This is a genomic window from Prauserella cavernicola (assembly GCF_016595675.1).
GTDB classification, from domain to species: domain Bacteria; phylum Actinomycetota; class Actinomycetes; order Mycobacteriales; family Pseudonocardiaceae; genus Prauserella_A; species Prauserella_A cavernicola.
On record NZ_JAENJH010000001.1, the window covers coordinates 1,324,611 to 1,344,467 of the forward strand.

Annotated in this window: 21 protein-coding genes; 13 read left to right on the plus strand and 8 right to left on the minus strand. The window is 70.5% G+C overall.

From position 1 onward, the window contains the following. The first annotated feature begins 50 nt into the window (after positions 1-50). The 3 genes from JHE00_RS06280 to JHE00_RS06290 are packed head-to-tail and all read left to right on the plus strand — an operon-like array spanning position 51 to position 2,984. Positions 51-1,127: a TRAP transporter substrate-binding protein gene (locus JHE00_RS06280; RefSeq protein ID WP_200315593.1), complete on the plus strand. Its 1,077-nt coding sequence runs from the start codon at positions 51-53 to the stop codon at positions 1,125-1,127. Then, positions 1,114-1,692: a TRAP transporter small permease gene (locus tag JHE00_RS06285; RefSeq protein ID WP_200315595.1), complete on the plus strand. Its 579-nt coding sequence runs from the start codon at positions 1,114-1,116 to the stop codon at positions 1,690-1,692. Before JHE00_RS06280 ends, JHE00_RS06285 begins: the two co-directional genes overlap by 14 nt. Further along, entirely contained in the window at positions 1,692-2,984 is a 1,293-nt protein-coding gene (locus tag JHE00_RS06290; RefSeq protein WP_200315597.1) for a TRAP transporter large permease, read from the plus strand. The genes JHE00_RS06285 and JHE00_RS06290 overlap by 1 nt, the downstream gene beginning before the upstream one ends. Positions 2,985-3,261: 277 nt before the next feature. Here JHE00_RS06290 and JHE00_RS06295 read toward each other — a convergent pair whose 3' ends face one another. The 4 genes from JHE00_RS06295 to JHE00_RS06310 form a co-directional block, all read right to left on the minus strand. Next, complete coding sequence (locus JHE00_RS06295) at positions 3,262-4,143, minus strand: oxidoreductase (protein WP_200315600.1); 882 nt, start codon at positions 4,141-4,143, stop codon at positions 3,262-3,264. 123 nt (positions 4,144-4,266) lie between these two features. Next, positions 4,267-5,544 carry an MFS transporter gene (locus JHE00_RS06300; RefSeq protein WP_200315602.1) on the minus strand — a complete coding sequence of 426 codons (1,278 nt, stop codon included), beginning with the start codon at positions 5,542-5,544 and terminating at the stop codon, positions 4,267-4,269. 16 nt (positions 5,545-5,560) lie between these two features. Then, positions 5,561-6,535, minus strand: a complete 975-nt coding sequence (locus JHE00_RS06305) for an alpha-ketoacid dehydrogenase subunit beta (RefSeq protein WP_200315604.1) — start codon at positions 6,533-6,535, stop codon at positions 5,561-5,563. Continuing rightward, entirely contained in the window at positions 6,528-7,469 is a 942-nt protein-coding gene (locus tag JHE00_RS06310; RefSeq protein ID WP_200315606.1) for a thiamine pyrophosphate-dependent dehydrogenase E1 component subunit alpha, read from the minus strand. Before JHE00_RS06310 ends, JHE00_RS06305 begins: the two co-directional genes overlap by 8 nt. 150 nt (positions 7,470-7,619) lie before the next feature. On the opposite strand from JHE00_RS06310, the gene JHE00_RS06315 reads away from it, so the two are divergent. The 4 genes from JHE00_RS06315 to JHE00_RS06330 are packed head-to-tail and all read left to right on the plus strand — an operon-like array spanning position 7,620 to position 11,312. Continuing rightward, positions 7,620-8,942 (plus strand): class-II fumarase/aspartase family protein, encoded by a 1,323-nt coding sequence (locus JHE00_RS06315; RefSeq protein WP_200315608.1) that lies wholly within the window; start codon positions 7,620-7,622, stop codon positions 8,940-8,942. A 13-nt stretch (positions 8,943-8,955) separates the two neighbouring features. Continuing rightward, on the plus strand, positions 8,956-9,735 hold the full coding sequence (locus tag JHE00_RS06320) for an SDR family NAD(P)-dependent oxidoreductase (RefSeq protein ID WP_200315610.1): 780 nt from the start codon (positions 8,956-8,958) through the stop codon (positions 9,733-9,735). A gap of 10 nt (positions 9,736-9,745) precedes the next feature. After that, complete coding sequence (locus tag JHE00_RS06325) at positions 9,746-10,231, plus strand: VOC family protein (RefSeq protein WP_200315612.1); 486 nt, start codon at positions 9,746-9,748, stop codon at positions 10,229-10,231. Positions 10,232-10,280: 49 nt separating this feature from the next. Next, complete coding sequence (locus JHE00_RS06330; RefSeq protein WP_200315614.1) at positions 10,281-11,312, plus strand: LacI family DNA-binding transcriptional regulator; 1,032 nt, start codon at positions 10,281-10,283, stop codon at positions 11,310-11,312. A 53-nt stretch (positions 11,313-11,365) separates the two neighbouring features. Here JHE00_RS06330 and JHE00_RS06335 read toward each other — a convergent pair whose 3' ends face one another. Continuing rightward, positions 11,366-11,785, minus strand: a complete 420-nt coding sequence (locus JHE00_RS06335) for a MarR family winged helix-turn-helix transcriptional regulator (RefSeq protein WP_200315616.1) — start codon at positions 11,783-11,785, stop codon at positions 11,366-11,368. 82 nt (positions 11,786-11,867) lie between these two features. On the opposite strand from JHE00_RS06335, the gene JHE00_RS06340 reads away from it, so the two are divergent. Continuing rightward, positions 11,868-12,692, plus strand: a complete 825-nt coding sequence (locus JHE00_RS06340; protein WP_200315618.1) for an SDR family NAD(P)-dependent oxidoreductase — start codon at positions 11,868-11,870, stop codon at positions 12,690-12,692. Between the two features lie 15 nt (positions 12,693-12,707). On the opposite strand, the gene JHE00_RS06345 is transcribed toward JHE00_RS06340, so the two are convergent. From JHE00_RS06345 to JHE00_RS06355, 3 genes are read right to left on the minus strand one after another with little or no spacing between them, the layout of a single operon-like run. Further along, positions 12,708-13,187: a nucleoside deaminase gene (locus tag JHE00_RS06345; protein WP_200315620.1), complete on the minus strand. Its 480-nt coding sequence runs from the start codon at positions 13,185-13,187 to the stop codon at positions 12,708-12,710. Further along, positions 13,184-13,474 carry a muconolactone Delta-isomerase family protein gene (locus tag JHE00_RS06350; protein ID WP_200315622.1) on the minus strand — a complete coding sequence of 97 codons (291 nt, stop codon included), beginning with the start codon at positions 13,472-13,474 and terminating at the stop codon, positions 13,184-13,186. Before JHE00_RS06350 ends, JHE00_RS06345 begins: the two co-directional genes overlap by 4 nt. A 37-nt stretch (positions 13,475-13,511) precedes the next feature. Next, positions 13,512-14,447, minus strand: coding sequence for a sugar-binding transcriptional regulator (locus tag JHE00_RS06355; RefSeq protein ID WP_200315624.1), 936 nt, complete (start codon positions 14,445-14,447; stop codon positions 13,512-13,514). 141 nt (positions 14,448-14,588) lie between these two features. Here JHE00_RS06355 and JHE00_RS06360 point away from each other — a divergent pair, with 141 nt between their 5' ends. The 5 genes from JHE00_RS06360 (at position 14,589) to JHE00_RS06380 (ending at position 19,783) form a co-directional block, all read left to right on the plus strand. Next, entirely contained in the window at positions 14,589-15,704 is a 1,116-nt protein-coding gene (locus tag JHE00_RS06360; protein ID WP_307831835.1) for an alcohol dehydrogenase catalytic domain-containing protein, read from the plus strand. Beyond that, positions 15,701-17,032, plus strand: a complete 1,332-nt coding sequence (locus JHE00_RS06365) for an RbtT/DalT/CsbX family MFS transporter (RefSeq protein ID WP_200315626.1) — start codon at positions 15,701-15,703, stop codon at positions 17,030-17,032. Before JHE00_RS06360 ends, JHE00_RS06365 begins: the two co-directional genes overlap by 4 nt. Further along, on the plus strand, positions 17,032-18,762 hold the full coding sequence (locus JHE00_RS06370; protein WP_200315628.1) for a dihydroxyacetone kinase family protein: 1,731 nt from the start codon (positions 17,032-17,034) through the stop codon (positions 18,760-18,762). Before JHE00_RS06365 ends, JHE00_RS06370 begins: the two co-directional genes overlap by 1 nt. Next, positions 18,759-19,250, plus strand: a complete 492-nt coding sequence (locus tag JHE00_RS06375; protein WP_200315630.1) for a ribose-5-phosphate isomerase — start codon at positions 18,759-18,761, stop codon at positions 19,248-19,250. Before JHE00_RS06370 ends, JHE00_RS06375 begins: the two co-directional genes overlap by 4 nt. 71 nt (positions 19,251-19,321) lie before the next feature. Continuing rightward, entirely contained in the window at positions 19,322-19,783 is a 462-nt protein-coding gene (locus JHE00_RS06380) for a hypothetical protein (protein WP_200315632.1), read from the plus strand. The last annotated feature ends 74 nt before the right edge of the window (positions 19,784-19,857 follow it).

Genomic DNA, 19,857 nt, shown 5'->3' on the forward strand with positions numbered 1-19,857 from the left:
CTTACGGTGGCATATCGGAACAGCCATTCGTATTTAGGAACGGTGATGCGATGCGGCACTCACCTCGGCGGTTCGGCGCCTTCGTGGCGCCCGTCGCGCTGCTGCTGTCTGCCAGTGCCTGCGCTCCCCCTGCGCCCAGTCTCGAGACCGACGGCGTCTACACGCTGAAGGTCGCCGACTCCTATCCCGTCGGGCATCCCTTCGCCGAAGCGGGCGCGAGCGTGCTGATGGACCGGGCACGCGAACTCTCCGGCGGCAGGCTGCAGTTCGACTACTTCCCCTCCGAGCAGATGGGCCATGCCGCGGACCTGCCGTCGCTGATCCGCTCCGGTGTGGTCGACCTGGGTTCGGTGGCACCCGCCTACGCGCCAGCGGAACTGCCACTGTCCGGCGTCGCGGACCTGCCGGGCCTCGTCGAGGACTCGTGCACGGGCTCACTCGCCTCCGCCGAGCTGATGTCCGAGGGCGGAATCCTCTGGCGGGAGGACTTCGAGCCCAAGGGATTGCGGCCACTCGTCGTCGGCATGATCCCCGACTACGAGGTGCTCACCGGATCGCGTCCCGTGCGCACGCCGGACGACCTCCGGGGTCTGCAGCTCCGCTCGTCGGGCGGCACCATCGACCGCACCGTCGAGGGTTTCGGCGCCGCGCCCGTCGGGATGCCCGCCACCGAGATGTACGAGGCGATCTCGCGCGGCACGGTCGACGGCACCGTGCTCGGCCCGGTCAGCGCCGCGCCTTACCACCTCGAGGAGGTCACCGGCTTCGCCACCACAGGCGCCCGCCTCGGCAGTTTCACCATGACCTACAGCATCAGCGAGGCCGCGTGGGACGTGCTGCCCGAGGACCTGCGCGACGTGCTGCGGCGCGCGGGCGAGGAAGCCACCCGCAGCCTGTGCACGGCGCTGCAGGAGGGCAACGCCGAGGGCAGGGAGGCGATGAGCGAGGCGGGCGTGCAGCTGCACCGCGTCGAAGGAGCCGAGCGCGACGTCTGGGATCGCGCGACCTCGCCCATCCACGAGCAGTGGACCACCGACATGGAACAGATCGGCAGGCCCGGCACCGCGGCGCTGGCCGAGATGAAGGACCAGCTCCGAGTGGAACGAGCCTCCGATGACAACGACTGACGCGGGCACACCCGCCGAGCCGGAAACGGTGGCAGGGCAACGGAAAACGCTGCCGGAGCGAGTCGTCTCCGCGGTCGAGCGGGTGGGCCTCACCATCGCGGCGGGCGCACTGCTCACCATGACCGTGCTGATGGTGGTCGAGACCGCGATGCGCTACTTCGTCGGCTCGCCGCTGGGCTGGAGCTTCGGGTTCATCCAGGACTACCTGCTGCCCGGCTACTTCTTCCTCGCGCTGGCCTACACGGTGCGCTCCGGCGCCCACGTGACCATCGACGTCGTTTACCAGCGCTGCCCCGCGGGTGTGCGGACGGCGATGACCGTGATCGCCAGGGTGCTCATGCTCGGGTTCTCCGCGCTGCTGCTGTGGGCCGGGCTGCTGACGACCCACGAGGCGTGGAGCGCGCACGACATCCCGCCGCCAGGCGGATCCGAGTTCAGCATTCCCACGTGGACGTGGCACGTCCTCGTGCCCATCGGGGCAGTGCTGCTGACCGCCCGGCTGCTCGTCGACCTCGTCACCCGGCGAGAGCCGGACCGCACGGACGAGACGGGAGAGATCGCCTGATGTCCGTCGTCATCGTGATCGCCGTGCTGCTGCTGTTGCTGCTCATCCGGATCCCGGTCGGATTCGCCATCGCCATCGCGGGAACTTTGGGTCTCTACGTCCACAGTGGACTGTCCGTCGTGCTCGGCGTGCTCCAGTCGGCTCCCGCCGCGGCGGTGTCGTCGTACTCACTGTCACCGATCCCGTTGTTCATCCTCATGGCCCAGTTCGTGGTGGCGAGCGGGGTCATGGACGATCTCTTCCGCGCCACCCAGGTCTGGGTCGGCAGGATCCGGGGCGGAGCCGGTATCGCCGCCACCGGTGCGGGTGCGATGTTCGCCGCGGTGTCGGGATCGAGCACCGCGGCCGCGGCCACGCTCGCCCACACCTCCACCACGAAGATGATCGCCTCCGGCTACAGTCCCCGGATCTCCACCGGGCTCGTCGCCGTCGTCGGCACCCTGGCCGCGATGGTGCCACCCAGCATCATCCTGGTGTTCTACGCCATCCTGGCCGAGCAGAGCGTCGGACAGGTGCTCGTCGCCGGGTTCCTCCCCGGGGCGATGGTGACGCTCGCGCTCATCGTCACGCTGCTGATCCTCATCAAGGTGAACCCGGCCTCGGCTCCTCCCGGTGAGCGGCACGCGTGGAGGGACAAGCTCTCGAGCCTCACCTCGGCGGGCCCGGTGCTGGCGCTGTTCGCGCTCGTGACCGGAACCGTCTACTTCGGAGTCGCGACGCCGACGGAGGCCGCCGCGCTCGGGTCGCTGGGCGGGTTCGCGATGCTCGTCGCGCGCAAGCGGGCGAGCTGGCAGGCCATCAAGCACGCGATCGTCGAGACCATCAACGCCAGCGTGATGATCCTGATGATCATCCTCGGCGCCCACATCCTCGGCTACTTCATCACCTCGACCAGGGTCACGCCCGCCGTCGTGGACTGGGTCGGCTCGCTGAACGTCGCGCCGATCGTCGTCATCATCGTGCTCGCCATCGGCTACGTGATCCTGGGCTTCTTCCTTGACCAGATCGCCATCCTGGCGTTGACCGTGCCAGTGGTGCTGCCGCTGATCATCGAGCTCGGCTACGACCCGATCTGGTTCGGCGTGCTGATGGTGCTGCTCGCCGAGATCGGTCTGGTCACCCCGCCACTGGGCCTCAACGTGTTCGTCGTGGCCCGCACCGCGAAGCGGCCCGTCTCGGAGGTCTTCTGGGGCGCGGCACCGTTCGCACTGGCCGTGGCGGCGGTGGCGGCGCTGCTGATCGCGTTCCCGGAGATCGTGCTCTGGATTCCGGACACCATGGCGGCCGAGTAGGTGCTTCGGCGGGGCGCCCACGGGTGCCCCGCCGAAGCTCTCTCACACGGGGGTGACCAGCAAGATCACGCCCACCTCGGTTCCGCAGTCGACGAACACCGGTCCGACGCCGTGGCCAGGAACTCGTCGGGTCCCGACCGCAGGATCCGCACGTTCTCCAACGCCGGCTTGTCCGGAAATCCGCCGATCACGGATCGCAATCCCTCGCCACCACCGCAACTTCCGGTGATGGTCACCTTCTCGCCGCGCGTGGTGGTGGGGTTGGGACAGACGCGGTTCACACGTCGTCGGCGATGCCGTCCAGAACGGCCAGCTCGTCGTCGGGAAGCACGAGGCCGGCGGCGGCGACGTTGTCCCGCAGGTGCTGCACGGACGAGGTTCCGGGGATCAGCAGGAGGTTCGGCGAGCGCTGCAGCAGCCAGGCCAGCGCCACGGCCATCGGCGTCGTCTCCAGCCGGGCGGCGACCTGGTCCAGCTCGGCGGACTGCAACGGGTTGAAGCCGCCGAGCGGCCAGAACGCGGCGTAGGAGATGCCCTGCTCGTTCAGCTCGGCGATCAGGGCGTCGTCACGCCGGGTGGCCACGTTGTACCAGTTCTGCACGGTCACGACCGGAGCGATCGAGCGGGCCTGCGCCACCTGCTCGGCATCCACGGTGCTGACGCCCAGGTGGCGGATCAGCCCCTCCTGCCGCAGCTCGGCCAGGGTGCCGAACGCCTCGGCCAGCGACCCGGGCACCGGCGAGTGGCCGTCGGCACCACCACCCCAGCGCAGGTTCACCACGTCGAGCGCGTCGACGCCGAGGTTGACCAGGTTCTCGTGCACCTGCGCCCGCAGCTGTTCGGGGTCCCGGGCGTGGACCCAGCTCCCCTCGTCGTCGCGCACCGCGCCGACCTTGGTGACGATCACGAGGTCGTCCGGGTAGGGCGCGAGCGCCTCGCGGATCAGCCGGTTGGTGACGTGCGGACCGTAGAAGTCCGCCGTGTCGATGTGGCGGATGCCGGCGTCGAGCGCGGCGCGCAGCACGGCGATCGCCTCGTCCGGGTCGGCGGGAGGGCCGAAGACGCCCGGCCCCGCGAGCTGCATCGCGCCGTAACCGACCCGCGTGAACTCGAGGTCAGCGACCCGGTAGGTGCCGCCGGGCAGTTCGCTCCCACTCATGCGTTCGTCCAATCCTCACCTGGTGTTGTCTCACTCCCATCGTCGCCCACGAGCGGACTCCGCGAGAATCGAGCACCACCGTCGAGGGGAAAGCGGACATCGAGGCCCGCTTCCCCCTCGTGCTCAGGCCACCTGAACCGGTGCGGCCGCCGTCCGCGGCGTCCGCACGAGGACGAGCACCGCCAAGGCACCGGCGAGCGTGACGACGCCGGCGAGGACGAAGGCGGTGCTGTAGCTGCCCGTCGTCTGCACGACCGCGCCCGTCACGATCGGGGCGAGGATCCCGGCGAGGGTGGAGCACATCTGGATCACGCCTGCCAGCCTGCCCGTGTAGCGCGCGGGCACGAGCGCGACGATCAGCGCCTGGTACTGGTAGCTGGCCAGCAGGAAGAACGTGGCCACACAGACCAGGACCATGCCGAACGTGGGCGAGGTGACGAACGGCGACGGGCCGAAACACACGGCGACCGCGACGAGGCAGCCCACGATCATCCACTTGCGTGGCGTCACGAGACTGCCGGTGTTGCGGATCAGCCGGTCCGCGACCAGGCCTCCCACGATGAGGCCCGCCGTCGCCGCGAACCACGGGATGGTCGCGATGCCACCGAGTTCGGTCTCGGACACGCCCCGAGCGTCCACAAGGTACTGCGGGTACCAGGTCATGAACATGAACAGCACCCAGGAGTAGGCGAAGAACGCGATCGCCAGCGCCGCGATCCGGACGTCGCGCAACACGCTCCAGAACCCGGGTCGTGCGGCCTCGTCGCCCGCACCGGTGTCCGCCGACTCGTGGTCGGCTGTGACGAACGCGCGCTCGGCCTCGTCGGCTTTGGGGTGGTCCTCGGGCCGGTCCCTGGCGATGAACCACCAGGCGGCACACCACACGAGCCCGACAGAGCCGAGCACGACGAACGTCGGCCGCCAGCCGATCGTCGTGCACATCAGCACGATCAGCGGCGTCGCGATGATCGGCCCGATCGTCGTGCCGGACTGCGCGAGGTTGAGCATCGTCGAGGTCTGCCTGCGCGGGAACCAGTTCGCCGTCAGCTTGGTGCTGATCGGCGCCTGCGGTCCCTCGCCCGCACCGAACAGCAGCCTGGCCACGATGAACGACCCCGCGCTCCAGGCGCTCGCGGTGATCGGAATCGTCAGCGACCACACGAGCATGCACACCGTGTACGCCCGGCGGACACCGATCTTGTCCACCATGAGACCGCCGATGAGGGCGAACGGTGAGTAGGTCCAGAAGAACGCGCTGAGGATCACTCCCCACACCGCGGGCGAGAAGTCGAACTCGGCGAGAATGAAGGGAGCGGCCACCGACAGCGCGACCCGGTCCCCGTAGTTGATCAGGCACGCCAGGAAGTTCATCGCGAACACCCGGTAGCGGATCCTGGTCATCGTTGACCTCCGTGCGTCAGTCGCGGGCCAGTGTCCGCAGTTCGGTTTCGATCCGGTCTGTGCCGGGCAGCAGCTCGGCGGCCAGCGCGGGAGCGGCGGGAATCCGCCCGTCCGCCGCGCCGATGCGCACCGGCCGTGCCGAGAGCACCCCGGCCTCGAGCGCGCGCACGACGACCTCGCCGCCGAAGCCACCGGTCACGTTGGCCTCGTGCACCACCGCGAGCCGGCCGCCGGTCCTCGCGACCGACGCGTGCACGGCGTCGTGGTCGAACGGGTTCAGCCACGGTGTCTCCAGCACCGTCACCTCGATGCCGTCGGCGGCCAGCCGGTCGGCGGCCTCCAGCACGCGGTGGGTGATCGCTCCCCACGTCACGACCGTCGCGGCCGAACCGGTCCTGCGCACGGTGCTGCCACCGATCGGCGCCGGAGCAGCGCTCGTGTCCACCTCCTGCTTCTCACCGAAGTACAGGGTCCGGTTGTCGAAGACCACCACCGGGTCGTCGCAGTGGACGGCGGACAGCATGGAGTCGTAGGCGTTCTGCGGCGTGGACGGCACCACCACGCGCAGACCGGGGATGTGGGTGAACAGCGCCTCGAGGTTCTGGGAGTGCTGCGCGCAGGCTCCCGGCGAGTTGCCCTGCTGCGTGCGCACGGTCAGCGGAGCGGCGAGCCTGCCCCCGGACACGTACCGCACGTTCGCGGCCTGGTTCACCAGCTGGTCGAGAGCGACGAGGAAGAAGTCGGCCCACATGATCTCGACGATCGGCCGCCTGCCCAGCATCGCGGCGCCGACGGCACTGCCGAGGATCGCGGACTCGCTGATCGGCGTGTCGAACACGCGATCGCCGAAGTCCTTCCACAGTTTCCTGGTGACGCCGTGCACGCCGCCCGGCTTGGCGACGTCCTCGCCGTAGAGCAGGGTTTCCGGCAGCTCTTCCAGGCAGCGGCGCAGCGCCGCGTTGACCGCGCCCGCGTAGGTCAGTTCAGGCATACAGGTGCTCCTTGGCGGTGTCGGGATCGGCGAACGGGTCGGCCAGCGCCTGCTCCGCCGCCGCCTCGATCTCGGCTCGCGCGCGCCCCTCGATCGCGTCGGTGTCCACGCCGCTGCCCGCCAGTGCCGAGGTGGCGACGGCGAGGGGCTCGACGAGACCGTCGGCCTCCAGCTCGGCGCGGGTGCGGTACTGCTGCACGTCGCCGATGTAGTGGCCGACGAGCCGCTGCGTGATCAGCTCGACGAACGCGGGGCCGCCGCCGTTCCTGGCCTCGGCGGCGTACCCGGCGACCGTGGAGCGGACCCGCGCGGGATCGTTGCCGTCGATCCGGGTGGCCGGAATGCCCAGCGCGGTGGCCCGCTCGGTGAGCTGGTCGTTGCGCACCATGTCGTTGATCGGCGTCAGCTCGGAGTACCGGTTGTTCTCGCAGACGAACAGCACCGGGAGATCGAAGGCGGCGGCGAAGTTCATGGCCTCGCCCACGGCGCCCTGATTCATGGCGCCGTCGCCGAACACCGCCATCGCGATCCGGCCGCTGCCGTCGTGCTTGCCGGCGAGCGCGGCGCCCACCGCGTGGGAGGCGCCGGCGCCCACGATGGAGTTCTCGCCGTAGAAGCCGTACTCGGGCGCGGAGAAATAGGCCGAACCGCCCCGGCCGCCGTTGACCCCGGTCGCCCTGCCGAGCAGTTCGGCGAACAGCTCCCGAGTGGGCGTGCCCTTTGCCAGCGCCCAGCCGTGCCCGCGGTAGGTCGCGAACAACGCGTCACCGTCCACCAGCTCGGTGCACGCGCCGACGGGCGCGGCCTCCTGCCCGATGCACAGGTGCACGGACCCGATCAGCTCACCCGACTTGTGCAGGGCCTGCAGCTTCTCCTCGAACGCCCTGATCCGCCACATCGCGGCCAGGTCCGCCTCCAGCCGGTCCTCAGTCATCGACACCTCCTCGATCAAGCAAGTCAAACGATTGTCTAACGAGCCAGTGATACATGGTCTCCGTTATCGCTTCCTCATCGGCGTTTATTGCCATCCTCGGCGTGCTGCACGTACGGTAAGGCAATCGATTGACTTCGACAAGGGAGGGTAATGATCCCGCAGCGCTTCGAGATGTTGCTCGAGCTGTACGGCGACGAACGCACCACGGAGATCCTGTCCGAGCAGGCGATGATCGGGTCGTGGTTGCGCGTCGAGGCCGCGCTGGCCACGGCACAGGGCGAGCTGGGGGTACTCGGCGCCGCCGAGGCCACGGCCATCGTCGAGGCGGCCACGCCGGACAACATCGACTCCGAGCGGCTCTGGAAGGAGACCAGGACGGTCGGCTACCCGATCCTGTCGCTCGTCAGGCAGATCGACGGCGCACTGCCCGAACAGCGACGCGGGCGGGTGCACTACGGCGCCACCACCCAGGACATCATGGACTCGGGACTGGCGCTACAGCTCGACGACACCGCGCGGCGGCTGCTCGAACTGCTGACCCGCCTCGGCGACGCACTCGCCGAGCTTGCCGAGCGGCACGTCCACACGGTCATCGCGGGGCGCACGCACGCCCTGCACGCCGTGCCCACCACCTTCGGCGCCAAACTCGCGCCCTACGTCGCCGAGCTGACCCGCCACCGCGACCGGCTGGCCGCCGCGCGCGAACGGGTCGCGGTCGTCTCGCTGTTCGGCGCGGGCGGCACGTCGGCGGCCTACGGTGAGCAGGCTCCCGCGGTGCGGGCCCGCGTCGCCGAACTGCTCGGGCTGAGCGGCACCGACGTGCCGTGGCACGTGGCTCGCGACGGCCTTGCCGAGTTCGGCCTCGTGTGCTGTCTGCTGAGCGCGACGTGCGCGCGGTTCGCCAGGGAGGTCGTCGACCTCTCGCGCACGGAGATCGCGGAGGTCAGCGAGGCGAGCGGCCATCACCGCGGCGCCTCGTCGACCATGCCGCAGAAGGCCAATCCCATCGAGTCCGAGGCGGTGATCGGGCTGTCGGCCACGGCCGGCGCTCTCGGTTCGGCGCTGTTTCGCGCGATGGAGGCGGGCCACGAACGCGCCGCTGGTGAGTGGCAGGCCGAGTGGCAGGTGTTGCCGCAGCTGGCCGCGCTGGGTGCCGCCGCGCTGCGCACCACCACGTCGATCGTCGAGGGCCTGCAGGTGTTTCCCGACGCCATGCGCGCCAACCTCGACGCCGACGGCGGCCTGGTCATGGCCGAGGCGTACATGATGCGCCTCGCCCCGTCGCTCGGCCGCGAACGCGCTCACGACGTGGTGTACGAGGCGGTGCGCCGGTGCCGCGTCTCCGGTGAGCCGCTCGCGGACATCCTGCGCGAGTCGCTGCCCGCCGACTGCGCGGAGATCACCCCGGACACCTACGTCGGCGATCCACAACGGACGGTCGAGGCCGCCGTGTCCGCCTGGCGCGAACACTGAGGAGGACAGACGAGTGGGACGTTTCGACGACAGGACCGCGATCGTCAGCGGCGCGGGAGGCGGTATCGGGCGCGCGTGCGCCCTGCTGCTGGCCGCCGAGGGAGCGCGCGTCGCGGTGACCGACATCGCGAGGGACCGGGCCGAGGAGACCACCGCGCTCGTCAGGGCTGCGGGCGGCGTGGCCGCGACCTACCCCGCGGACGTCACCTCCGGGGCCGAGATCAACGAGGTCGTGGCCTCCGCCGAACGCGACCTGGGTCCGGTCACGCTCGCCGTGGGCGCGGCGGGGATCATCCGCAACCGGCCTTTCCTCGAGCTGCCCGAGGAAGGCTGGGACGCCACGATGGCCGTCAACCTCAAGGGCACGTTCCTGCTCCTGCAGGCCGCGGGCAGGCGCGCCCGCGAGCACGGCGGGGGCTCGATGGTGGCGATCGCATCCGTCGCGGGCCGCGGCGCGCGGCCGACGTCGGCGGACTACGCCGCGAGCAAGGCCGGGGTGATCAGTCTCGTCCGGTCGGCGGCACAGGCGCTGGCCGCCGACGGCGTGCGGGTCAACTCCGTGTGTCCCGGCGTGGTCGACACCGACATGACGCGCGCCATCCACCGGGAGCGCGCCGCGATCACGGGCACGACGCCCGAGAAGTCCTTCGCCGCGCTGGCCGGGCAGATCCCGCTCGGCCGCACGGTCTCGCCCGGCGAGGTCGCCGAGACGGTGGCCTTCCTGCTCTCCCCCACCGCGTCGTACATCACCGCACAGGCCGTGAACGTCTGTGGCGGACTGGAAATGGACTGAGGAGTTCCCCATGCTGCACGGTGTCTGGCACTTCAGTTTCACAGTGTCCGATCTGGACGCTTCGGTGGCGTTCTACCAGGACCTGCTGGACTTCCAGCTGATCCACACCCAGGAACAGCGCAATCCCTACACGAGCAAGCTCGTCGGCTACCCCGACGCCCACCTGCGCGTCGCCCAGCTCGCGGTGCCCGGCCAGCCGCGCGGGCTGTCCAGCCACGACCTGGAGCTGGTGCAGTACCTCAACCCCGAGGGCAGGCACGTGGACACCGAGATCCGCGACCCCGGTGCCGCGCACCTCGCGCTCACGGTCGACGACATCCACGACCGGCACACCAAGCTCACCGACGCCGGCGTGCGGTTCTACTCCGAGCCCAACGCCATCACGGCCGGGGTCAACGAGGGCGGGTTCACGTGCTACTTCGAGGACCCCGACGGCGCCGTGCTGGAACTGGTGCAACCTCCGGCTCACCGTTTGGCGGCCAACGGGCCCGCCTGACCTAAACTGTCGCGGCACGCAGCCGACCGACACCAGCGAAGGCCAGGGAATGCCGAGCAGGCCCAGCAGGGAACGAGCAGCCAAGGTCACGCTCAACGACGTGGCCATGGTCGCAGGCGTCGACCGGTCGGTCGTGTCCAGGGTGATCAACGGCGACCCGAACCTCAGCGTGCGGCAGGAGACCCGGCAGCGGGTGCTGGACGCGATCGACCGGCTCGGGTACCGGCCCAACGCCGCGGCCCGCAGCCTGCGCACCGCCCGCGCGTACATGTTCGGCCTGGTCATCCCTGACTTCGCCAACCCGGTCTACGCCGAGATCATCAAGGGAGCCGAGCGGGCCGCAGGCAACCTCGGCTACGGCTTGATGACGGCCAGCTCGGGCGGCGTGCAGCTGGGCCTGGCGCACCACCTCGCACTGCTCGGCCAGGGCCGGGTGGACGGGCTGCTCTTCGCGGGCGAGGAGACCGGGCACGAGCTGGAGCAGCTGCGGACCTCGGCGGTGCCGTGGTTGCTGGTGAACCGCAGGATCGAGGGGTCGCGCCGCTACGTCGTGCTCGACGACGAACGCGGCAGCGGCCTCGCCGTGGAGCACATGGTCGCCCTCGGGCACCGTCGGATCGCGCATCTGGCGGGCCCCGAGGGCGCCGACACCGCGCGACGCAGGCGCGCGGGCTACACCGCCGCGATGACCGAGGCCGGACTGAACCCCGATCCTCGCCACGTCGTCCACGCCGACTACACCTCTGACGGCGGCGCGGCCGCGATGACCGCGTTGCTCAGGATCGAGCCACGCCCCACCGCGGTGGTGGTCGCCAACGTCGCGTCCGCCGTCGGGGCCCTGCACACCCTGCACGAGGCGGGCCTGTCGGTGCCAGGGGACCTGTCGGTGATCGCGATCCACGACATGCCACTGGCCGGACATCTGGTGCCCGCGCTCACGACCGTTCGCATGCCGCTCGGCAGGCTCGGCGAGCGCGCGCTGGAACTGCTCGCCACCTCGAACCTCACCGACGACATCACCGAGGTCGTCACCGAGCCCGTCGACGTGGTCGTGCGAGCGTCCACCGCCCCGCCGCGCTGACCGGGCACGTCGCGACCACAATGGACACGATGTCCGCGGGCGGCCGGAGGGGACTAGCCGTCGCGCGGCACGCGGGTCAGTAGCGAGACGAGCCGGCTCAGTTCGCGATCGTCCAGCGCCGCGAGCGGGGTCTTCGCGAGCGCCTCCCGGATCACCTCGTCCCGGACCTGCCTGCCCTTGGCGGTCAGCACCAGCACGCGGGAACGCCGATCGGCGGGATCCACGGCGCGCTCGGCCAGGCCTCGGTCGACGAGCTGGTTGGTCACGAAGGTGAGGTTCGATGCGTTGCAGTACAACCGCTCGGCCAGCACCTTCATCGACGGCGGCGGAGCGGCGGGATCGATCGCCCACAGCGCCTGGAACGTCGCCGGGGTGAGCCGGTGCTCGGCCAGCACCGGACCGATGAGGTCGACGGTCCGCATCCAGACGTCGTAGACGGCGGCGACCGCCGCGCTGAGTTCGGACGCGGTCATGCCACCATCCTACCGGTACTTCAAGACTCGAAATAACCTGCTAGCGTTAGTGCTTCAAGCCTTGAACTAAAAGGAGGACCCTGTGGCAGAGGACTATCGCGGCAGCACGGCGCTCGTCACCGGCGCGTCGAAGGGACTGGGCCGCGCCTACGCGCTCGAACTGGCGCGCCGGGGAGCGCGGGTGATCCTGCTGGCCCGCTCGGAGAGCGAGCTGTGGGACCTCGCCACGCACATCCGGGAGCGCCACGACGGGCCTGGCGCCGAGGTCCTCGTCGGCGACCTCGCCGCACCCGACGGCCCGGACCGGATCCTGCGGGAGCTGCGCGAGCGCGGGCTGAGCGTCGACCTGCTGGTCAACAACGCGGGCATGGGCAGCGCGGGCCCGTTCCTCAGCCGCCCGCTCGAGCCGCAGCTGCGATCCGTCGGGCTCAACGTCAGCGGCCTGCTCGCACTGACCCACGCGATCGGATCCGAACTGGCCGCCCGCGGCTCCGGCGGCATCATCAACGTGGCCTCCACCGCGGCCTTCCAGCCCATGCCGTATCAGGCCAGTTATGGCGCCACCAAAGCATTCGTGCTGTCGTTGACCGAGGCGCTGGCCGAAGAGCTGCGCGGCACCGGCGTCCACGTCATGGCCGCACACCCCGGACCGATCGCGACGGGATTCTTCGACGGCACCTCGGCCACGATCCACCCGATCGCCGACACGCCTGCCACCGTCGCGGCACGCACGCTCGACGACTTCGCCCGGCGGCGCGCGGTGTCCTACCCGGGCCGGGCGCTGACCAGGACGGTCAACCGGATCCTGACCTGGCCCTCACGCCTGCTGCCGCGCACGGCCGTCACCCGGCTGATGGGCGCGTTCAACCGCAAGCTGCGCATGCACGAGGTCGTCGATGTCAGCTGACACCGCCTGACACCGCTACGGCGCGAAGAACTCCCGGTACGTCGCGCGCATCTCGTCGCCCAGGCCGGGATCAGGTCCCTCGACCACCGCTGACGGCACCACCGTGGTGATCGGCAGGGCGGCCACGGGCGCGGGCTCCACACCCCACTCGGTCAGCCACTCGCCGAGCTGGCGGCTCGACGCAGCGTAGACGATGCGGCCCAGCCCCACCCAGCCGTGGCTCGCCGCGCACATCGGACAGTGCTCGCCGGAGGTGTAGACCGTGGCCGCGGCGCGCTCGGCCGGAGCGAGGTGCGCCGCGGCCCACCGGGAGATCGCGAACTCGGGGTGCTGGGTGGCGTCGCCGTCCTTGACGCGGTTGCGGTCCTCGAACAGGACCGTGCCGTCGGCGCCGACCAGCACGGAGCCGAAGGGCTCGTCGCCGTCCGACAGCGCCGACCTGGCCAGGGCGAGGCAGCGCAGCAGGTGCGCGCGGTCGGTGTCGTCGATCGTCATCCCGGGTTCGCCTCCGCGGTCAGGGGGTGGGTCGCCAGTGGTGTCACGTCGATCTCGGCGTAGGGGCGGGCCGGCAGGCTCTCCAGCGCCTGTTCGAGGGCGTCGGCGTCGGGCACGTCCCAGATGCCGACGTTCGCGCGCCTGCCCGGCACCCGCCAGATGTCGCGCAGCACTCCGTGGTCCATGAGCTCGCGGCCGCGCGTGCGCTCCCGCGCGATGAGCTCCGCCCGCTCGTCGGGCGGGAGCTCGTAGGCACGCGCGGTGTCGATGCGGACCAGGAACTGCATGGGATCTCCGTTCTCGGTGGCTGCCCAGCCGGGCTCCTCACACGGTCGCGAGGATGAGTTCGGCGGTGTGGATGTCGGTGACCAGGCGGTTGAACAGGCCGGCCCTGGCGCCGGCGATGATGCTGCCGACCTTGTTGGCGCCGACGGCGACGGCGATGGTCGACGGAATGGCCCGCAGCTGGTCCGTGCTGATCCGGACCATACGGTCACTGCCGGGAAAGACCGCCTCACCGCCCAACTGGTCGAAGAAGTTCAGGCAGATGTCGCCGACGGCGGTCTGCAGGCCCGCCGCCTCCATGGGAATCGAGGTCGAGATCGACGACCGCGACGTGGGCGGCGCGCCGACGCCGAGGAGCGCGACCGTGGCCCGCTGCCAGAGGTCGGTGACCCTGCGGAACTCCGGGTCCTCGTCGAGGGTGGCGCGCATGGCTTTCGACGGCATCGCCTGTGCGAACAGGAAATGCGGCCGGGCACCGACGCGCTCGGCCAGTGACCGCACGATCTCGTTGGTCTGGTGCCAGGGCTCTGGCTCGGCCACCCCGCCCACCATGGGAACGAGGTTCACGCCGGGCAGGGCGGGCAGCACGGAGCGGCTGAGCTCGTAGACGGTCCGTCCCGACGAGACGAGCAGCACGTCGCCTGGCGTCGGCCCGCTCGCCCGCAACGCGCTGCCCACCGGCTCGGCCAGGGTGGCGATCTCGCCGTTGCCGAAGGGCGCCAGCCAGACCTGCTTGAGCCCCAGCACCTCGGCGACCCGTTCTGGATGCGCCGCCACGGCGACCGCGCCGGGGTCGTGCACGGTGATCCGGACGATGCCGAGCCGCCGCGCGTCGGCGAGCAGCCTGCTGACCGTCGGCCGGGACACCGACAGCCGCTCCGCGATGCGCGCCTGCCCGAGCTCGTCCAGGTAGTACAGCTGCGCGGCCTGGTGCATCAGCCGCAGGTCGCGGCGCGAATGCTCGGCGCTGGCCATGACGTCCTCCTCCGTTGCCCCACCCTAACCACGCAGTCTTGCACATCTGTTCAGATCTGCACGAACGTGTTGACGGATGTTCACCATTCACGTGACCCTGCCTGGTACCAACTGACGACCAGTGCCAACGGAGGTACTCAGGTGACCACCTCGGACACCCCTCAGATTCCCGGCCGGATGCAGGCGGTCGTGGTGCACGGCCCGGAGGACTACCGACTGGAAGAGGTGGACGTCCCCACGCCAGGTCCCGGCCAGCTGCTGCTGAAGGTCGAGGCGGTCGGGGTGTGCGCCAGCGATCTGAAGTGCTACCACGGCGCCGCGAAGTTCTGGGGCGACGAGCACCGGCCCGCGTGGGCACAGACCGACCGCGTTCCCGGACACGAGTTCGTCGGCACCGTGGTCGCGGGTGACGAGGAAGCCCAGCAGCACCACCGCGCCGGCATCGGCGACCGGATCGTGTGCGAGCAGATCGTGCCGTGCGAGCAGTGCCGCTACTGCCGCGACGGGAAGTACTGGATGTGCGGGCCGCACGACATGTTCGGCTTCCGCGGCCACGACGGCGCCATGGCGGAGTACATGATCGTGCCGCACAACGCGCGCGCCCACCGGGTCTCCCCCGACCTCGCGCCGCAGCACGCCGCGTACGCGGAACCGCTGTCCTGCGCGATGCACGCGGTGGAGCGGGCCAACATCGGCTTCGGCGACGTCGTCGTGGTGGCCGGGTGCGGGCCGATCGGACTCGGGCTCATCGCGGGCGCCCGCCAGAAGAACCCGCTCACCCTGATCGCACTCGACCTGGACGACGCGAAGCTGGAGCTGGGCCGCAAGTGCGGCGCCGACGTCGTGATCAACGTGTCCGATGAGGACGCCATCGCGCGGGTCAAGGAGATGACCGACGGCTACGGCGCCGACGTGTACCTGGAGGGCACGGGCCATCCCTCCGCCGTCGCCCAGGGGCTGGACCTGCTGCGCAAGCTCGGCACCTACGTGGAGTACTCCGTCTTCGGTTCCGACGTCACGGTGGACTGGTCGATCATCTCCGACGACAAGGAACTGGACGTGCTGGGCGCGCACCTCGGGCCGCACTGCTGGCCCGCGGCGATCAAGCTCATCGAGAGCGGCGCGCTGCCGCTCGACGACATCTGCACCCACCAGTTCGGACTGGCCGACTTCCAGAAGGCGCTCGACCTGGTGGCCGACACCTCCGGCGCGTCGGTGAAGGTCTCGATCCTGCCGAACAGCGAGGTGCCGGCGTGACCACGACGGACAGCGCGCTCACCTCCGGCCGCGAGACGTTCTTCGACCGGATCGGCATTCCGCACCCGCTGCGCTGGGGTTTCCTCGGCGTGCTGGTCTTCATGACCGGTAACGGAACCGAGTCCAACTTCATCAGCCCCCACATCGGCGCCGTGCTCGGCAGCCCGGAGGGCACGGTGGCCACGATCATCGCGATGTACGGCGTCGCGGGCATCGTCGGCAGCTACCTCTCCGGCGCGCTGGCCGACCTGTGGGGGCCGCGGCGCGTGATGCTGATCGGTGCCGTGGTGTGGATCGTGTTCGAGGTCCTGTTCCTGCTGGCGCTGGCCGCGGGCAGCCTGCCGCTGGTGCTGCTGACCTACTTCCTGCGCGGCTTCGGGTTCCCGTTCTTCGCCTTCGGATTCCTGGTGTGGGTCAACATCGCCACCCCGGAATCGCGCAACGGCAAGGCCGTGGGCTGGTTCTACGTGATGTTCACCGGTGGCCTGCCCACCCTGGGCTCGCTGTTCGCGATCGGCATGATCCCGGCGTTCGGCGGCGGCACCGCGGGCGAGACCGGGGCGATGATCGCCTCCATCGCGCTGGTGGTGCTCGGCTTCCTCATCGCCTGGTTCGGTGTGCGGGACCCACGGGGCAACCGCCGGATCGCGCCGGAGGGCGAGACCTCGGCGCAGGTGCTCACCGCCGGGCTCCGGCTGTCCGTCCAGCAGCCCAAGATCATGATGGGTTTCCTGGTGCGGCTGATCAACACCGCGCCGCAGTTCGGAATGTTCGTCATCTTCCCGGCGGTGATCGCCAATGACCTCGGCTGGGGCCAGGCGCGGTGGCTGACGATGACGGTGTTCGTCTACGCCACCAACATCCTCGTGAACGCCGTGTTCGGCGCGATCGGCGACCGGTGGGGCTGGCAGCGGACCGTGAAGTGGTTCGGCGTGTTCGGCTCGGCGGTCGGACTGTTGCTCTGGTGGTACGTCCCCCAGGCGGTGCCCGCGGGTTCGACGTGGGGCTTCTGGGTGTCGGTGGCCGCCGGTTGCGTGTTCGGCTGCCTGCTGGCCGGGTTCGTGCCGATGGGCGCGATCATGCCCGCGCTCGCCCCGGAGCACAAAGGCGCGGCGATGGCCATGTACACCACCGCGGCGGGTGGCGCGCAGTTCCTCGGCTACGGCGTGGTCGCGCTGGTTCTCGCCCTCGGCCTCGGCAACGCGGGTGTGGTCTGGGCCTTCGTTCTGCTCTACGTGGCCGCGTTCGTGATGGTGTCCTTCCTGAAGGTCCCGCGCGACGCCGCTGTGCAGTCCCGGCCGCGGACCGCGATCGCCGGGGAGGCGTGATGACCCGCATCTACGACGACCCGGCGACGTTCGCCGACGACCAGCTGTCCGGGTTCCTCGACCTCTACTCCGACCGCCTGCACGGCGTGCACGGCGGGGTGGTCGCCCACCGCGGCGACACTCCACAGGTGGCGGTGGTGATCGGCGGCGGCTCCGGGCACTACCCGGCGTTCTGCGGCACCGTCGGGCCCGGACTCGCCTCGGCCGCGGTGGTGGGCAACATCTTCACCTCCCCGTCGGCCGCTCAGGCGTACTCGGTCGGCAGGGCGGCGGACCAGGGCCGCGGGGTGATCTTCAGTTTCGGCAACTACGCCGGGGACACGATCAACTTCGGCATCGCCGCCCAGCGGCTGCGCGACGAGGGCATCGACGCCAGGGTCGTGATCGTCACCGACGACATCGCCTCGGCGGACGAGGTCGACAAGCGACGTGGGATCGCCGGTGACTTCACGGTCTTCAAGGTGATGGGCGCCGCGGCCGCCGAGGGCCGCGACATCGACGAGGTCGAACGGCTCGGCAGGGCGGCCAACGCGGCGACGCGCACCCTGGGCGTCGCGTTCTCCGGGTGCACCATGCCCGGCGAGAGCGACCCGCTGTTCACCGTGCCGGACGGACACCTCGGGCTGGGGCTCGGCATCCACGGCGAGCCCGGGATCCGGGACGTGGCCATGCTTCCCGCCGCCGAGCTGGCCGCGCTGCTCACCGACCGGGTGACCGACGCCGCGCCCGCCGGCATCGGGCGACGGGCAGGTGTGATTCTCAACGGACTGGGCACCACGAAGTACGAGGAGCTGTTCCTGCTCTGGGGACACGTGGCGAAACGCTTGCGGGACAAGGGCTTCGAAGTGGTCGAGCCCGAGGTCGGCGAGCTGGTCACCAGTCTCGACATGGGTGGCTGCTCGCTCACCCTGATGTGGCTGGACGACGAGCTGGAACCGTTGTGGCGGGCCGACGCCTACACCCCGGCGTACCGCAAGTCGGCCGCGCCACTGCGGGCGCTGCGACCACCGAATCCCCACGAGCTGGCCGATGCCGAGGCGGTGCGCACCGCGCCGGAGGCGACCCCGGCCGCCGCCCGGCTGGGACTGACCGTGCGCGCGGCCTTCGACGCCGCCCACCGGACACTGACCGAGCACGAACACGAGCTCGGCAGGATCGACGCGGTGGCGGGCGACGGCGACCACGGGCGAGGAATGGTCAAGGGCGTCACCGCTGCTCTCGATCGGTTGCGGGACAACGAATCGGGTGTCGGCGGCGGCTGGCTGCTCCAGGAGGCGGGGCAGGCGTGGGCCGAGCGCGCGGGCGGTACGTCCGGCGTGCTGTGGGGCGCCGCGCTGGACGCCTTCGGGCGCACACTCACCGACAGCGCGCAGGAGTACCCCGCCACCGCCGTCGCGAAGGGCGTGCGGGCGTTCACCGACGCGATCTCCGAGCTCGGTGGCGCCCGGCCAGGCGACAAGACACTGCTGGACGCGCTGGTGCCGTTCGCCGAGGAGCTGGAGTCCGCCACGGCGGACGGCACGGCGCTCGTGCCGGCGTGGCAGGCCGCGGCCAGGGTCGCGACCGAGGCCGCGGAGTCCACCGCGACACTGCGCCCTCAGGTGGGCCGGGCCCGGCCGCTGGCCGAGAAGAGCATCGGCACACCCGACGCGGGCGCCACCTCGCTGGCACTGGTGGTCACCGCCGTCGGCGAGGCGCTGACCGTCGAGACGGAAAGGAAACGATCGTGAGTGAGCGGCTGCGCATCGTCGTCGGCTCCGACGACGCGGGCTACGCCTACAAGGAACAGTTCAAGGCGGACCTGGAGAAGGACGAGCGGGTGGCCACGGTGACCGATGTCGGCGTGGACGAGTCGGGAGACACCGCCTACCCGCACATCGGCGTCGCCGCGGCCAGGGAGGTGGCCGACGGCAACGCCGATCGCGCGCTGCTGGTCTGCGGTACCGGGCTCGGTGTCGCGATCTCGGCCAACAAGGTTCCTGGCATCCGGGCGGTGACCGCGCACGACTCGTTCTCAGTGGAGCGGTCGGTCCTGAGCAACGACGCCCAGGTGCTCTGCGTCGGCCAGCGCGTGATCGGGGTCGAGCTGGCCAGGCGGCTGGTCAGCGAATGGCTGGAGTACCGGTTCGATCCGCAGAGCTCGTCGGCGGCCAAGGTCGACGCCCTCAACGCCTACGACACGGCGTCGCGATCTCCGGAAAGCGAGGACCCGAGGTAACGGGTTGGCGCGCGGGCGAAACAAAAACGGGCCTCGGCTCGATTTTGTGGGGCAGAGAGACAGGAGCTGTCATGCCCAAGCACGCCGCGCGCAGGCCGAGAAAGCAGCAGCAACAGTTCTTCCGGCAGGTGTTCCTGGCCATCCAGGCGCTGTTTCTGGCCGCACTGCTCGTCGCGATCGCGTTCGGGAGGCCGGACTGCGACGGTCTGACCGGCGCCGATCTCGAGGCGTGCCGGGACACCGCGCCCGGCGCAGGGGGGCCGGCGGCGATGGTTCTGTTGCTGTGGGCGAACGTGACCGTGGCGCTGGGCGTCATCGGGCTGATCGAGCGCTACTGGCCGGCGGCGGCCCCCTTCAAGCGGGTCTTGGACAGTCCGCGGCCGACCAGTGTGAGCACCTCGGCCTCGCGAGGGCGAGGTCGTCGAGCGGTGCGTGATCTGACCGCTCACGGGCCCGGCGACACTCCACAACGGACTGACGACCACGGTCGCCGCGTCGTGACCGTGGCCCCGCCGCGAACACACCTGCCGTGACGCCGGCGGACGCGAAGATGCCGTCGTAACCGAGGACGAAGAACGCCGTCGTGGCCACGGTGGACAGTGCCAGC